Here is a 14,925-nt window from a genome sequence, read left to right as displayed (position 1 = left end):
GCAGGCGGCGCGGTTTTCGTGGCCGTGATCTTTATATTCGTATTGCTCGCCAGGCAAACTGCGTTGCTGCGCGACGTGGGAAGCACGACCTCGGTTCCGCTGAATCGGCGAACCTTCAGTCTCGCCCGAACGCAGATGGCATGGTGGACATTGATCATTGTGGGTTCCTACATTTACGAGTGGCTCGCCTCCGGCGCCATGCCCCCTCTTTCGGCTCAGGCACTCGCATTAATGGGCATCTACAGCGTGTTGACCGTGGGATCGCGCAGCGTCGACCTGGCGCGCGATACGCAATTCCCGCCATCGGTTCCGCGATTTTTCAGCGACCTCGTGAGCGACGAAAGCGGCGTAGCGATCCACCGACTCCAGATGCTCATCTTCACAGTCATCGTCGGACTGATGTTTGTCTATCAGGTCCTGACAACCGTGTCGATGCCCGCGCTCGAACCCTATACGCTTGCGGTCATCGGCATCAGCGGCGCGACCTATATCGGTCTGAAATCAACTGAGCCGCAGCCCAAGCCGGTGGATGCTGCACAGCCGGCAACGCCCGCCGATACGCCGGCGAGCAGCAACGGCATCAAATCCGGATACGCCGAGGGTGACGCCACGCAGCAGGCGGGCGCGCAGGAGGTCGAGGACGACGTCAAGGCGGCTTATTCAGCCGGTTGAGGGCTTACGCCCGGATGAAACTTGGCCGGAGCACGGCTTCCCGGAATGTCGTGCCATGTTCGCCTTGATAGCATCGATGTGGCATCGATCGGGCCGGAGTGCTCTCGTCAGCCGTGCATGTCGACGTGATCCGGAACGTGAAGTGCGAAATCGGCCGCGACGACGGACATCGCGTCCGCGGCGAGGACGTACTCGGACTCGTACTTCTTTTGGGCCAGATCCTCGACATGCGCGAGCGCGTCGTCGAGGCCGGCGTCGTTGATTCCGAGGCGCGTGAGCGCGGCGCGTGTCTTCGCTCCCATCGCACCGTCCAGATTGCCGATCACCTCGCCGCATCGAATGAGCGCCGCCTGAAGTTGGGCTTCTTTTTGCGCCGAGCCGAATCTGTCGACGCGAACGCCGAGCGCGAGGATCGCGGAGGCGGCGCCGGCCGCGTAGGGGTAGTCGAAGTTGTCGCCATTCTTCGCCTCATAGTAGTCGATCACGCGCTGATGGCTGCCCCGGCACTCGAAATGCCATGCTTCGCTCGCGCGCGAATCCGGCGCCTTGATGATAGGGTTCACGCCGTGCGTCTTCGCCAGTAGCCAGAATTTGTCCAGTTCCATATTCAGGTCTTTAAGGGAGAGATCCATTGCGCGTCCGGCTTCGTGGAAGCTGCCTCCGGGTGGCGGACTAAACGCGGATTTCTTCTTGTTCACGTAGTCGAGATGTGACTGCAACTGCATTTCGTAGCTTCGGAACAGGTCGGAAAGCACGAGCCGCCCACCGCGAGCGGCCAGGTCGCGCGACAGTGCGGCGAGCGCGGCTGCCATGTCCGGCGTCGCGCGCGCGAGCCTTTTCGGCAAGGGCACGGTCGCGCCTTGCTTATTCTTGTAGATGGACGGGATATTGATATCGACAAGTGGCGTTTTCACGTGAACTCCCGAAGACTGCTGCATGAACGACGTGCCGAAAGCCCGTGCATGACAGGGACTTCCTGCCGTAATGAATGGAAACGCGCCCTCCGAAACCGGGCGCAATACTTTTGCTGAACTATTTATTCATCGATTCATCTTTGGGATGGCTTTATTTCATCTCACTGGATGACCTGTTCATTACGAGGTTAGGTGGACTTAAAGTTGAGGAAAGCTTCTTGTAAATGGAAATGTGCGTTCACGCACAAAAAAATGGCATTTCGATCGACTCTTCGGTTATTGAATATAAGTGAATAAACAATTAATTTTTTTGAAAGAAAAGTTATTTAACAACGAATGAATTGTGCGGTTCCGCACACAGCGAACAGATTTTCTGTGAATGGAGCCTCACGCTTTTCTAATCTTCTCGTCGAAGACAATCAAAAAATCAAGACCAGACCACTGGCGGAGAGGGCCTCAGACTGCCATATCTGTCCTGGGTGCGCGCAACATGCAGACAGTCTTGCGTGTTGTGTCGGCAGGGGGGCGGACCGCACGGCACAAGCGCTATTGCTGATCGAGCGCGCATCTCTCGTCTCTCACGTTGAGGTTCAGGTTGGGGCGGCGGAGCTATCTCGTCTCCACGTCAGTCTTCGTCATTCTTTTCAGAAACTTCAAGGAGAGGGATATGGCACGCGATCTGAACGCTGAACCAGCGTTACCGACAGATGAAATTCAAGGCGATATTCTGGCTGGGCTTATTAAGCAAAACGAACATCTTCTGTTCTTCAAGATATCGGATGTGAAGCGTTTCAAAACTTTCCTCCATTCGCTGCATCTGACGAGCGTTGACGAAACGCTCGCACAGGAAGAGATGATTAAAAAGAGCAAGAACGGCACTCGTCGAAAACTGCTGCCCACGCCGGGCCTCAATATTGCGTTCACATTCTCCGGATTGACTGTACTTGGCGTTCGCGATATCGACTCGGTGGCGGCACAGGCCTTCATCGAAGGCATGGGCAAGCGCGGAGACAAGATGACCGATCCGCCCACATCGTCGTGGAGCATCCTGCGCCCGGACGCGAATCTCCATGGGGTGTTCGTCGTGACCGGCGCAAGCCGTGCTGAAATCGCGGATATCATTTCCCTGCGTCTTGCTCCGCCGAGCGAAAACGGCTGGATGCTTTTGCACACCGAGGAAGGACAGGTGCGCCCTGCGCCTGTTGCCGGTCACGAGCATTTCGGCTATGCGGATGGTGTGTCGCAACCGGGTGTGAAGGGGAGAACCTCGGCCAATGCTGCACTCACGCCAACCGCCAGTGGTGCGAAGCCCTCGGAAGGTCAGAAAGGCCAGGATTTGTTATGGCCCGGCGAGTTCGTTTTTGGTTATCCAGGCCAGAATCCGAATGCCCCTTCACTGGAAGTCAAAGGAGACGTAAAGCAGGCACCCTCGCCTTTCATGGAGAACGGTGCGTATCTCGTGTTCCGGCGTCTCGCGCAGAAAGTTCCTGAATTTAATCGCTCCGTAAAGCTCGCCGCCCAGAGCATCACTAGCACCGCCAACCCGATGGATCCGGATTTACTCGGCGCGCAGATGGTTGGGAGATGGAAAAGCGGCGCTGCCATCATCAATGCGCCACTCGGTGACAATCCCACCATTGCTGAGGGAACACCCGACGTCAATGATTTTGAGTTCGACGGCGACCGGCACGGCTTCAAGTGCCCGTTTGCCGCGCATGTCCGGAAGGCGTACCCGCGCGACGACGTTCCAGGGGATCCAAACGCCAAGGACAAGAAGGAAATCGACGCGGCGGAAGCGCGTACGCAGTCTCACCGCATGCTTAGACGCGGCATTGCTTTCGGCCCTGAGGTGACTGAGCAGGAGGCGCTCAATGAGCAATCGGCAGGTGGCGCCATGTCGCGCGGGTTGCTTTTCAAGTGCTACATCACGTCGATTGAGAACCAGTTCGAGTTCGTTCAGCAATCGTGGGCGAACACCGTCCAATTCTCACAGGTCAATAGCGGTATCGACCCGATCATCGGACAGTCTCATCAAACGCACCGGTTCTTTGCCGGTGCTGCGCCAAAGTCACATAAGGCGGCCGATAAACCACAACTTGAGCTGGAGAGCTTTGTGAATCTTGATGGTGGTGCTTATTTTTTTGCTCCCAGTATCAAAAAGCTGCACGAGCTTGTCTAAGCGCCGATTGATAGGTGCGGTCGCTAGTTGTAGTGCAAGGGGTGGGCGTTTCAGAGCGTTCGCATTCTGCGAATGAGACCTGAAACGCCGCTCCCCTTAATTCAGTCGCTTGGCGTGATCGACTGCCTGAACCCAAAAATAGAACCGGGCAAATATGACTGTACACGGAGTCAACGGCAACCACGAGTAAGCGGGCTGCGCAGATTCTCGCGTTGCTCGATGGGATCGAATGCGTTCAAGTTCGAGCGAGAGCGGATTGTCGTCGCGAACTTTTAACGGTATCGGAGTGCAGCCGTCTTCGAGACTGGCTGGTCGCAGCTTGCGACAAAGCCCGCGCGCCTGGCATGACCTTCAACGATGCCGCGGGGGCGCTCATTCGAGATTGGCATGTCTCTGCGCCATTTCGTCTTCGCCAATTCCCTTCTTGATTTTCAGCAGGCATACGACTGCTTCGCAGAGCAGGAAGAACACCTGTTCGAACAGCGTGCGCATGGGTTGAAGGCTTTGGCCTTGTTCGCCGTTCACGAGATCGGCGGGAGCAGGAATTCTCACGGTCACGTCTGCCGTCATCGAGCGAGCGCCAGTGCGGCGCGCCGTGAAGAGCGCGACGCGCGCTCCCGCTCGTCGGCCCTGTTCCAGTACGGCCGACACGCTTCGAGTTTCACCTGACCCCGAGGCAACGATGATCAGGTCCCTGGCGGCCACCGGAGGACAGGGCAGGCCGCCCGCCATATACGCCTCGAAGCCGAGGTGGTTCAGCCGCATGCAGAACGCCTGCAACAGGATGCCCGACCTGCCGGCTCCGAGGCAGAACACGCGCGGAGCGCGCTCGATTTCGGCGACAAGCGAGTCAAGGTCCGCGGAATTGACATCGCGGAGGGAGGCGTGGATTTCACCGAGTATCTCGCCCGCCAGGCTCGGTACCTCCAGTTGCTTCAAGTCGGTCATGGTCGCACTTCGTTCTCGTCAGGTTAGTGGAGTCCGGCGCCCGGAGCGGTCTTCCTCTGCGGCGGCATTCCGGTCGGCGAGAAAGTCCCGTCTGTTGGGCTAACTATAACACCAAGAATTCATGATGGTGAAGTTACACCATTTAACCTGGTGCATTCCCTGGGTCGAGGCGGACGCTAGAGGGTGTGCGAAATCAGCTAAAAGGCCCAGAAAATAAGCGTGTTGCTCGAATTTGGAGGCTGTCAATGGTGGTTCGGTCCCCAAATCAATACTGGTGATACTAGAACATTAATGTTGATTGTTGAACTTCACGCATGTAGAGTGTGTTCATGGTTAAGCAAAGCGGCGATGCTGGAGCGCGACATGTAACCCTGCGCTCCGGAGCGCCAGGCCGAACGGCAGGCCTGAGTGCCATTCCTTGTACACAGATATAAGGCGATGAAGATGGGAGACACACCAATCCTGGAATTGCGTGGAATCGAGAAGCGGTTCCCGGGCGTCATTGCGCTCAAGGACATGGGCTTCTCTGTCCGCAAGGGTTCGGTCCACGTGATATGCGGCGAAAACGGAGCGGGCAAATCCACGCTCATGAAGATCGTCAGCGGCATCTATCAGCCCGACGCCGGCGAAATTTACGTCGGCGGGGAGAAGGTCACGATCGACAGCCCGCTGACGGCGCGTCGACTCAAGATCTCGATGGTCACGCAGGAGCTCAACTACATTCCGGAAATCACCGTTGCGCAGTCGCTCTTTCTCGGCGATGAACCGAGAACCCGCATCGGCTCGATTGACTGGAAGAAGGTTTATGCGGACGCGAAGGCGCTGCTCGAGCGGGAAGGCCTGCACTACCGTCCCGACACGAAGCTCAAGGAGCTGAGTGTGTCGGACCTTCAGATGCTCGAAATCATGAAGGCGGTATCGCGCGAAGCGAACATCATCATCTTCGACGAGCCCACCTCGGCGATCACGTCGAAAGAGGTCGATGTGCTCTTCAAGAAAATCAATGAGCTTCGGGAAAAAGGCGCGGGCATTGTCTACATTTCACACCGCTTCGACGAACTCTATCGCATTGCAGACGACATTTCCGTTATCCGCGACGGCACCCATGTCGGCACGCGGCCCGCGAGCGAGATTGACATCGACACCATCATTCAGATGATGGTCGGTCGCAAGCTCGACAACGTTTATCCCGAGAAGCCGCAGCGAAAGTTTGGCGCCACTGCGCTCGAAGTCAAGGGCCTTGGCGACGACGAGCGCTTTTCGGATGTCAGCTTCAATGTGCGCAAAGGCGAAATCATTGGCCTGGCGGGCCTCATGGGTGCGGGTCGCACGGAAGTCGTGCGCACCGTCTTCGGACTTGACCCGTACACGCAAGGTGAAATCAACGTGCACGGTCAGCCGGTTCGTATCCGCCATGTACAGGACGCGATCCGGCTCAGGATCGCCATGCTGTCCGAAGACCGCAAGCGCTACGGCATCGTTCCCATGCGCAGCATCACCGAGAACACGGGTCTCGTTTCGCTCAACAAGTTCTTCAAGCGCGGTTACCGGGATGCGAAAACCGAGAAGCGTCTGATCGATGGTGTGAGCAGCCGCATGAAGGTCAAGGCGCCGAATTTCAACACGCAGATTGGCCTGCTTAGCGGCGGCAACCAGCAGAAGGTGATGCTCGCGAAGTGGATGCTCTGCGACCCGGAAATCCTGATTCTCGATGAGCCGACGCGCGGCATCGATGTCGGTGCGAAGTTCGAGATCTACAAAATCATCTTCGAGCTTGCGCAGGAAGGGCGCGCCGTAGTGGTCATCTCGTCGGAGCTCTCCGAGCTGATTGCCATTTGCGACCGCATCTATGTGATGGCAAACGGACGAATCAGTGGAGAACTGAAAGAGCCTGAATTCAGCCAGGAAGGAATCATGCGCCTGGCAACCCTTGGTGGAGACGAAAATTGAATACTGCAACGCGTAGCGTACCCGCTCGCTGGACGCTGTTCACAAACGGCCGGTACAGCATTTATCTGATTCTGGTTGCAATGATCGTGGTGAGTTCGATCATTAGCCCAGTGTTCCTCTCCACCACCAACTTTCTGAATATCTCTCGCCAGATTTCAATTACGACGATTCTGGCATTCGGTCAAACGCTGCTCATCATCTGCGGCCTCATTGACCTTTCGGCGGGCTCCGTGCTTGCGCTCTCCGGCTTGCTTTCCGTGATGTTCTTCAAGGCGACCGGCATGTTCGTGCCGTCGATGATCGTTGGCATCGCGATTGGCTCGGCGTGCGGCCTGGTGAACGGCTGGATTGTCACCCGCTTCAATACGCCGGCGTTCATCGCAACGCTTGCAATGCAGACCGCCGCGCGCGGTGCCGCGCTGATGATGACGAGCGGTCAGAACATCTATGAGCTGGACACGTTCACTGGCTGGGGCCAGGGTTCTGTGCTCGGTGTTCCGTCGCCAGTCATTTTCCTCGTGGTGATTGCCCTGCTGACCTGGTATGTCCTGAACCATACGCGTCTTGGTCGATACATCTACGCCATCGGCGGCAACCAGGAAGCCGCCCGTGCCTCCGGCATCCGGATTTCCCGCATCAAGATGGCAGCCTTCCTGCTGAACGGCGCACTCGTGGGACTGGCCGGCGTGCTCTACATGTCGCGTGTCAACGCAGGCCTGCCGAATGCCGGCATCGGCTTCGAGTTCGACGCGATGACGGCCGCGATCATCGGCGGCACCAGCTTCTCCGGCGGCATCGGAACGGCGATTGGAACGCTTGCGGGTGCATTCATCATGGGCTTCCTCGGAAACATCATGAATCTGCTCGGCGTCCAGTCGTACCTCCAGCAGATTATCAAGGGCGGCATCATCGTTCTCGCGGTCGCTTACGACATTTCCTCGAAGCACGGAAAGAAAAAGAAGGTCGCGAAGCATGGCTCTACCGAAAAGCCGACGGTGGCGACCAGCTAGCTGAGTCGGCAGTGCAGTCAGAAGTGCAAGGTTTTCTGCAGGTGTCGGTTTTCCCTACTCACATGAAGAGTGCATAACGTCTAATCTGAAGGAGACACAAAATGAAGTTGAAGAAGCTGATGGTGTGCGCGGTGGCGCTGGGTGTGTTCGCCGCAAGCGGTGCGGCGGTCGCGGAGAACGCGAAGTACCGTGTCGCTTACCTCGCCCGTGCGCAGAGCGACTCGTTCGCAGCATGGCTTGCAAATGCCATGGTCAAGGAAGCGAAGCAGTACCCGGACATCCAGCTGACGGTGTTCGACGGCCAGAGCCAAAACTCGGTCATGCAGTCGAACATCGAGAACGCCGTCACGAACAAGTACGACCTGGTCATCATCCAGCCGTACGACCCCGCAGTGCAGCACGGCCCGGTCAAGAACGCGATGGCGAAGGGCGTCAAGTTCGTCGCGACGAATCCGAAGTTCTCCGACGACGCGATTCCTTCCGTCGACTCCAGCCCCTATCTGCTCGGGCAAGTCAACGCACAGCTCGCCTTGAAGGAAGTGCCGAAGAACGCCAAGGTCGTGGTTCTGCTCGGGCCCCCGGGCAACCCGCACTCGCTTGGCCGTCGTGACGCGTGGCAGAAGGAATTCTTCGCGAGGCGTCCGGACGTGAAAATCGTCGCGGAGCAAACGGCGAACTGGAACAAGGATGAGGCCATGCAGTTGATGGAGGACTGGATTCAGGCGAACCCCAAGATCGATGCCGTGATTTCGATGAACGACAACATGGCAGCCGGTGCGGTCGAAGCGCTCAAGGGTTCTGGCATGCAGCCGTTCCCGCTGGTGTACGGAACCGACGGAACCGGTGAAGCCTGTTTGCTCATCAAGCAAGGCAAGATGACGTCGACCGCCCTTCAGAGCGCGGACGAACTGGCCCAGAAGTCGATGGCAATGGCACACGATATTTTGACCCACAAGCAGACGGATCTGCATCAGGTCGAAGGGACCGTTCTCTACACGAAGGCGAACGTGGACGAATGCATCGCACTCCACAAGAAGCTGGGCGACATCAAGTAACGGTTTCGTAGCGGCCAACCGAACCGACTAACTGAAAGGAAATGACATGAAAGCCTTGGTCCTCGAGGAAAAAGACAATCTTCAGATTCGCGACATCGCAATCGAAGAGTCGCTCGGCCCCAACGACGTGCGCATCAAGATTGCCAAGGTCGGCGTTTGCGGCAGTGACGTCCACTACTACAAGCACGGCCGCATTGGTGACTTCATCGTGAATGAGCCGATGGTCCTCGGGCACGAAGCGAGCGGCGTCATCGCCGAAGTCGGCAGCGCGGTGAAGAACCTCAAGGTCGGCGACCGTGTGGCAATGGAGCCGGGCATCTTCGACCCGAACTCGCCCGAAGCCATGCAGGGCAACTACCACCTCGACCCGGGCATCCGGTTCTGGGCAACGCCGCCGATTCATGGCGTGCTGCGCGAGTCGGTCGTTCACCCGGCGAGCCTCACGTTCAAGCTGCCGGACAACGTCAGTCTCGAAGAGGCGGTGCTGGCCGAGCCGCTGACCTCGGGTACCCATGTCGCCCGCAAGGTTGGCATCGCGCCGGGCGACACGGCGGTCGTTGCCGGAGCCGGCACGATTGGCTCGCTGATGGCGCTCGCGCTGCTGGCTTCCGGGGCCAGCCGCGTCATCATCACCGACGTGAAGCAGGAGAAGCTCGACTTCCTGTCCGAAAACTATGGTGAGCGGCTCATCACGTGCAACGTGGCGAAGACGGACCTGAAGGAATTCGTCCTCCAGCACTTTACGAACGGCGCAGACCTGTTCGTCGACTGCAGCGGCAACGCGAAAGCCATCGCGGCGGCGCCGCACTGCCTGCGTCCGGCCGGCAAGCTCGTGTTCGTCGGCATGCCGCAGGACCTCGTCCCGATGGATATCGTCGCCATGCAGGTCAAGGAGATCGAAACGGTCGGCATTTTCCGTTATGCAAATGACTATGAGCGTTCGATTGCCCTGATCGCGTCCGGCCAGATCAACGTCAAGCCGTTGATTTCGCGCCGCTACGCGTTCAAGGACAGCATCGAGGCGTTCGATCTCGCGGCGTCCGCGCAGCCGGACGTCATCAAGGTTCTCATCGACGTGCAGTAACGCAATTCACTTTCAGGAAATAGAGGTCTCGAATGTATCTCGGCATCGACTGCGGAACGCAAGGAACGAAAGTCGTTTTGTTGGACCCTGAGAGCGGCGCCCTTGTGGCCCGCGGTCATGCCAGCCACCCGATTATTTCCGAAGCCAATGGACGCCGGGAGCAAAAGGCGGAGTGGTGGATTACGGCCCTGCGTCAGGCGCTCAAGCAACTGTTCGCACAGACCTCGCGCAGTCCCGCCGACGTTTCGGCAATTGCGGTATCCGGCCAGCAGCACGGGCTTGTCATGCTGGACGGCAAGGGCGCCGTGGTACGCAACGTGAAGCTGTGGAACGACACGGAGACCACCGAGGCGAATGAGAAGCTATTCAACGCGGCAGGTGGCGAGCGCCGCATTCGCAGTCTGATTGGAACCACGATTCCTGTCGGCTTCACGGCGTCCAAGGTGGCGTGGGTCAGAGAACACGAGCCTCAGACCTGGGAGCAGGTGGAACATGTTCTTCTGCCTCACGACTACGTCAACTTCTGGCTGACCGGCGAATATGCAACGGATGCCGGTGAGGCGTCCGGTACCGGTTATTTCGACGTGGCCTCCCGTACGTGGTCGAAGCACATGGCCGGCCTGATCGATCCGACTGGCAGGCTCGAACGGGCTCTGCCGCGCATCGTTTCGCCACTCGACGCGCTCGGTACCGTGCGCCCCGAGGTGGCGGCGGAATTCGGATTCTCGCCCGGGACGCTCGTTGCATGTGGTTCCGGCGACAACGTCATGGGTGCGCTGGGCACAGGCAACGTCGCCGCGGGACGCGCGACGCTCGGTCTCGGCACATCGGGCGTGCTGAACCTCCATGCGGACCGCTTGACCGACTCGGTCGACCCCAGCATTTACGTGTTCTGCGGTCTTGACGGCGGCTGGTTGCCCACAATCGCGACGATGAACGCGACGTCGACGACCACGCTGCTGCAACAGCTCTTTGAAGTGGAGATCGCGGAGGTCGAGACGCTCATCGCGTCGGCGAATCCGGGCGCAGGCGGTGTGCGCATGTTCCCGTACTTCAGCGGCGAACGCATTCCGGCGCTGCCCCGCGCGCGTGGCGTCATCAAAGGGCTGTCGGCAGACAACATGACCCGCGCGAATCTGATGCGCGCCGGCGCCGAAGCGGTCGCGTTCGGTTTGAAATGGGGCTATGAGCTTCTTTCACAGAGCTTCGAGCGCGCGCAGCAGTTCCGCCTGACCGGTGGCGGTGCGAACAGCGCAGCCTGGCGCCAGATACTCGCGGATGTTTTCGATGTCGACGTCATTCGCGTGAAGTGCGACGAGGGCGGTGCGTATGCCGCCGCGCTGCTCGCCCTGACCGTGCATCAGCGCGCAAAGGGTGCGGACGTCACGCTATACGACGTCTGCGAGAAGTACGTCGAACTGGACGAAACGCGCGCAGCGAAGCCGCGCCCGGAAGTGGCAGCGCGATACAAGGAACTCTTCGCCGCGTTCACGGACACCATCGCGAACGAAGACTTCGAGGCGAGCTGACCGTGGAAATCGCCTGGCAAAAATCCTGTCTCATTGCGCCTTCGCTCATCACATTCGACCTTTGCAATCTCGAACGTGAGGTGCAGGGCATCGCTGCGGCTGGACTGGACGTCGTGCATCTCGACGTCCTCGATGGGCATTTCAGTCCGAGCATGCCGCTGGGCATCGAGACCATCGCTCAGCTGCGGCGAAAGACTGACCTCGCGCTCGATGCGCACGTCATGGCAACGCGGCACGACTACTTCATCGACGCGCTTCTTGACATCGGCGTGCAGCAGCTCACGTTTCAGATTGAATCGGAGCCGCATGTCGACAGGATGCTCAATCACATCCGGTCGGCGGGCGTGCGTGCCGGTGTAGCACTGAAACCGTCGACGCCGCTCAATGCGCTCGACTATGTTCTCGAGCGCTGCGATACCGTGCTGTTGATGCTCACCAACCCGGGCTATGCCGGCGTTCCAGGTGAGTCGCAGGTGCCCTATGCCGAGCGAAAGATTCTCGCCCTGCGCGAGATGATTCAACAACGGGGACTTGAAACGGCCATTGAAATCGACGGCCGCGTGTCGAAGGACACCATTCGCAAGCTCGCTCCATCGGTCGACATGTTCGTGGCGGGCAGCATGTGCATCTCCAGAGAATCGCCCGCAGCGGGCCTCGCAGAGCTTGCCGAACTTCGGCGTGCAGTGACGGCGACGGCATCCATGAACGCCGGTTCATAAGCCGCCGCGTCTGCCGTGGAGCGCTTCGAATGGTTTGGCTCCAGGCCAACAGCACTCGATTGAATCTCGGCCGCCCGGCTACAGCCATCTCGACCTCGGCCTATCCGTCGAGGTGCTGCACCGCGCGCGTTTCCATTTAACCGCCAGCCCTCTCTGTCTTAGAAGAACCCCTATGGCAACGTTCTCCAGGTCACCCACTGCGAACGCATTCTCCTTCGTGCTCATTGGCGGCACGGGGGACCTCGCCATGCGCAAGATTCTGCCGGCGCTCTATGCCGCGCATCGCGATGGCACGCTGGGCGAGGGCGGGCGCATCATTCCCGTTGCTCAGACCGCGCTTGATCAGCATGGCTATATCCAGTGGGTCAACGAACACGTGAAGCCGCTGGTCGCCATGGTTGCATCAGGCGTTGACGACGATGCGTGGCTTAGCTTTCTCGGGCGCATCACCTATGTGGCGCTTGACGCCAGTCGTGCCGATGACTTCGCCGCGCTTCGGGATGTACCGGGGATGCTCCGGTCCCAACGCATCTTCTATCTCGCGACAGGGCCCTCGCTCTTCGTGCCGATATGCGAGGGTCTCGCCGCGGCAGGGCTGACCGAGCATGCGCGCGTGGTGCTCGAGAAACCGCTTGGTCATGACCTGGCGTCGTCGCAAGCGATCAATGACGCGGTCGGCGCAATCTTCACCGAGGACCAGATTTACCGGATCGACCACTATCTCGGCAAAGAGGCGGTCCAGAACATGTTTGCGCTGCGCTTCGGCAATGTGTTGTTTGAGCCGCTTTGGCGCCGGGAGTGGGTCGAGAGCATCCAGATAACCGTGGCTGAGGAACTGGGCGTGGAGCGCCGTGGTGACTTCTACGACAAGACGGGCGCCCTGCGCGACATGGTGCAGAACCACCTGTTGCAGCTGCTCTCGATCGTCGCGATGGAGCCGCCGCATTCCATGGATGCAGATGCGGTGCGGGACGAGAAGCTGCGCGTGCTACGGGCGTTGAAGCCGCTGCGCGAAGAAGACATCCGGCAGAACGTGGTGCGCGGGCAATATCGCGCGGGTGTCAGCGGCGGCGCGCCCGCTCCTGGCTACGCCGAGGAGCCGGGCGTGTCGCACGACAGCGTCACGGAAACGTTCGTCGCGCTGAAAGTCGAAATCGAAAACTGGCGATGGTCCGGCGTGCCTTTCTTCCTGCGAACGGGCAAGCGTCTGGCCGGTCGGGTAGCGGAAATTGTCGTCAACTTCCGGCCGGTGCCGCATTCGGCGCTCGGCGCCATGCCGCTGCGAGCCGGATCGAACCGGCTCACCATCCGGCTGCAACCGAACGAGTCGGTCCGGCTCAACGTGCTCGGGAAAGTGCCGGGTATGGGTATGGATTTGCGAGGCGTCTATCTCGACCTCGCGTTCGACCGCTTCTTTCTGCGCGACAGGATGGAAGCGTATCAGCGCTTGCTGCTCGATGTTATCGCAGGGCGGCTTGCGCTCTTCGTGCGACGCGACGAGCAGGAAGCGGCATGGAAGTGGGTCGCCCCGATACTGGAAGACTGGAACCGGTCTCTCAAGGCGCCCAAGCCCTATGCGGCCGGCACATGGGGGCCCGCCGCGGCGAGCGCGCTGCTTGCCCGTGAAGGCACCTGCTGGCTGGAGGAGGAGAGCTGATGGTGCAGGGCGCTGCCCGCAGGCGGGTGCGAAGTTCGCGGGCTTGCCAGCGGGTGCGCCCGCGAACGTTCGGGAAACGGCCGCCGGTCAATCGGCGATGAGTACCTTGAGACCTTTCGTCTCGAGGTCGAGCCGGTAACGGTCCGGGACATGGGAATCGGTTATCACCTTGTCGAAGTCGTCCACGTCGGCGAAGCTGCAGGTGGACACCTTTCCGAACTTGGACGAATCCACCAGCAGGATGCGCTCGACGCTGCATTGCATTGCGGCCTGCTTCCACGAGCAGTCTTCGACATAGCTGCAGGTAAGGCCATGCTTGAGCTCGTATCCCGTCGCGCCGATAAAGGCCTTGTTGGCGCGATACCGTTGCATCGCCTGGACTGCGTCGGGTCCAGAGAACGTGAAGGACTTGGTCGAAAGCACGCCGCCGAGCGAAATTACCGTTGTCTCTTCCCGCTTGGCCAGCACGTTGATGGTGTTCAGGCTGTAACAGATGAAGGTGTAGGCGCCTTCGGCAGGCAGGCACTCGGCGAGTTGCTGGACCGTGGTGCCCGAATCGAGAATGACCACATCGCCCGGAGTGAGCAGCTTGCTGGCCGCCAGGGCAATCCGCCGCTTCTCGTCGGCATGCTGGCTGCGTTCGGTCTGCGCGTTGTAGTTCGCGACCGTGCCCGCGTTCTCGAGCGACGCCACGCCACCGTACACCGTACGAACCTTGCCGATGTCCGCCAGGTCGCGCACATCACGGCGAATGGTCATCTCGGACACGTCCAGTGCCTTCGCCAGATCGCCAATGCTCATGAAGTGCCTGGTGTCGACCATATCGAGGATCTGGTCGGACCGCTGCTCTTTGCTAGCCATAGAAAGATGATGTTCCGTGCAGAGCGACATCGACGGATCGGTCGGTCGCAGCCTGGTTCGAGATATGTTCAATCTCGAACATTCTACTTCAATTGTAACGGCTGCGGGCGGGTTCAAAGTGTCAGTGGTTCGAGTTCCACCACTAGAACCGCGCGAATTGACACTTGGTCCCGTTACCCCGATTGATCAGGCCCTTTGCTCATTTCCCGTGTGTGGCGCGCTTCAGGCCAATGCCGGCGTGCAACGTCCAGGTTTCCCCCTGATTCGCACGTCAATCGATTTGTATATATCTCTAACATTTAGTTGAAACTCTCACTTTTATCGATTAGGATGTGGTTGACGTAGAA

12 protein-coding genes are annotated in these 14,925 nt (G+C 59.3%); 9 read left to right on the top strand and 3 right to left on the bottom strand.

Annotated features, from left to right (window positions below; genetic code table 11):
- The coding region (locus U5A52_RS33415) for a hypothetical protein (RefSeq protein ID WP_321938237.1) at positions 1–672 on the top strand (672 nt) is incomplete at its 5' end.
- Between the two features lie 107 nt (positions 673–779).
- Here the strand turns inward: U5A52_RS33415 and U5A52_RS33410 are convergent.
- Complete coding sequence (locus tag U5A52_RS33410; RefSeq protein ID WP_321917160.1) at positions 780–1,484, bottom strand: M15 family metallopeptidase; 705 nt, start codon at positions 1,482–1,484, stop codon at positions 780–782.
- Between the two features lie 769 nt (positions 1,485–2,253).
- Here U5A52_RS33410 and U5A52_RS33405 point away from each other — a divergent pair.
- Positions 2,254–3,765: a Dyp-type peroxidase gene (locus tag U5A52_RS33405; RefSeq protein ID WP_321938236.1), complete on the top strand. Its 1,512-nt coding sequence runs from the start codon at positions 2,254–2,256 to the stop codon at positions 3,763–3,765.
- Between the two features lie 372 nt (positions 3,766–4,137).
- Here the strand turns inward: U5A52_RS33405 and hxlB are convergent, their stop codons facing one another.
- A complete protein-coding gene (gene hxlB, locus U5A52_RS33400) occupies positions 4,138–4,713 on the bottom strand; it encodes a 6-phospho-3-hexuloisomerase (RefSeq protein ID WP_321917156.1) in 576 nt (191 codons plus the stop codon).
- Between the two features lie 444 nt (positions 4,714–5,157).
- Here hxlB and U5A52_RS33395 point away from each other — a divergent pair, with 444 nt between their 5' ends.
- From U5A52_RS33395 to zwf, 7 genes are all read left to right on the top strand, one after another.
- Positions 5,158–6,663: a sugar ABC transporter ATP-binding protein gene (locus U5A52_RS33395; RefSeq protein WP_321938234.1), complete on the top strand. Its 1,506-nt coding sequence runs from the start codon at positions 5,158–5,160 to the stop codon at positions 6,661–6,663.
- Between the two features lie 80 nt (positions 6,664–6,743).
- Positions 6,744–7,673 (top strand): ABC transporter permease, encoded by a 930-nt coding sequence (locus tag U5A52_RS33390; RefSeq protein WP_321938243.1) that lies wholly within the window; start codon positions 6,744–6,746, stop codon positions 7,671–7,673.
- Between the two features lie 101 nt (positions 7,674–7,774).
- Positions 7,775–8,728 (top strand): sugar ABC transporter substrate-binding protein, encoded by a 954-nt coding sequence (locus U5A52_RS33385; protein ID WP_321917152.1) that lies wholly within the window; start codon positions 7,775–7,777, stop codon positions 8,726–8,728.
- 46 nt (positions 8,729–8,774) lie between these two features.
- Complete coding sequence (locus U5A52_RS33380; RefSeq protein ID WP_321917151.1) at positions 8,775–9,812, top strand: NAD(P)-dependent alcohol dehydrogenase; 1,038 nt, start codon at positions 8,775–8,777, stop codon at positions 9,810–9,812.
- Between the two features lie 32 nt (positions 9,813–9,844).
- Positions 9,845–11,341: a xylulokinase gene (gene xylB, locus U5A52_RS33375; protein ID WP_321938232.1), complete on the top strand. Its 1,497-nt coding sequence runs from the start codon at positions 9,845–9,847 to the stop codon at positions 11,339–11,341.
- Between the two features lie 2 nt (positions 11,342–11,343).
- On the top strand, positions 11,344–12,060 hold the full coding sequence (locus U5A52_RS33370; RefSeq protein ID WP_321917147.1) for a ribulose-phosphate 3-epimerase: 717 nt from the start codon (positions 11,344–11,346) through the stop codon (positions 12,058–12,060).
- 172 nt (positions 12,061–12,232) lie between these two features.
- Complete coding sequence (gene zwf, locus U5A52_RS33365) at positions 12,233–13,717, top strand: glucose-6-phosphate dehydrogenase (protein WP_321938231.1); 1,485 nt, start codon at positions 12,233–12,235, stop codon at positions 13,715–13,717.
- A gap of 87 nt (positions 13,718–13,804) precedes the next feature.
- Here zwf and U5A52_RS33360 read toward each other — a convergent pair whose 3' ends face one another.
- Complete coding sequence (locus U5A52_RS33360) at positions 13,805–14,578, bottom strand: DeoR/GlpR family DNA-binding transcription regulator (RefSeq protein ID WP_321938230.1); 774 nt, start codon at positions 14,576–14,578, stop codon at positions 13,805–13,807.
- Positions 14,579–14,925 lie beyond the last annotated feature (347 nt).

This window comes from Paraburkholderia sp. J8-2 (assembly GCF_905220195.1).
Classification (GTDB): domain Bacteria; phylum Pseudomonadota; class Gammaproteobacteria; order Burkholderiales; family Burkholderiaceae; genus Paraburkholderia.
The sequence above is the reverse complement of the archived record's forward strand: the minus strand, read 5'-3'. Positions and strand labels throughout refer to the sequence as shown.

Excerpts from the sequence above, each read along its gene's own strand:
- zwf (WP_321938231.1), top strand. The coding sequence starts at position 12,233 with ATGGCAACGTTCTCCAGGTCACCCACTGCGAACGCATTCTCCTTCGTG.
- xylB (WP_321938232.1), top strand. The coding sequence starts at position 9,845 with ATGTATCTCGGCATCGACTGCGGAACGCAAGGAACGAAAGTCGTTTTG.
- U5A52_RS33395 (WP_321938234.1), top strand. The coding sequence starts at position 5,158 with ATGGGAGACACACCAATCCTGGAATTGCGTGGAATCGAGAAGCGGTTC.
- U5A52_RS33380 (WP_321917151.1), top strand. The coding sequence starts at position 8,775 with ATGAAAGCCTTGGTCCTCGAGGAAAAAGACAATCTTCAGATTCGCGAC.
- U5A52_RS33385 (WP_321917152.1), top strand. The coding sequence starts at position 7,775 with ATGAAGTTGAAGAAGCTGATGGTGTGCGCGGTGGCGCTGGGTGTGTTC.
- U5A52_RS33405 (WP_321938236.1), top strand. The coding sequence starts at position 2,254 with ATGGCACGCGATCTGAACGCTGAACCAGCGTTACCGACAGATGAAATT.
- U5A52_RS33390 (WP_321938243.1), top strand. The coding sequence starts at position 6,744 with ATGATCGTGGTGAGTTCGATCATTAGCCCAGTGTTCCTCTCCACCACC.
- hxlB (WP_321917156.1), bottom strand. The coding sequence starts at position 4,713 with ATGACCGACTTGAAGCAACTGGAGGTACCGAGCCTGGCGGGCGAGATA.
- U5A52_RS33410 (WP_321917160.1), bottom strand. The coding sequence starts at position 1,484 with ATGGCAGCCGCGCTCGCCGCACTGTCGCGCGACCTGGCCGCTCGCGGT.
- U5A52_RS33360 (WP_321938230.1), bottom strand. The coding sequence starts at position 14,578 with ATGGCTAGCAAAGAGCAGCGGTCCGACCAGATCCTCGATATGGTCGAC.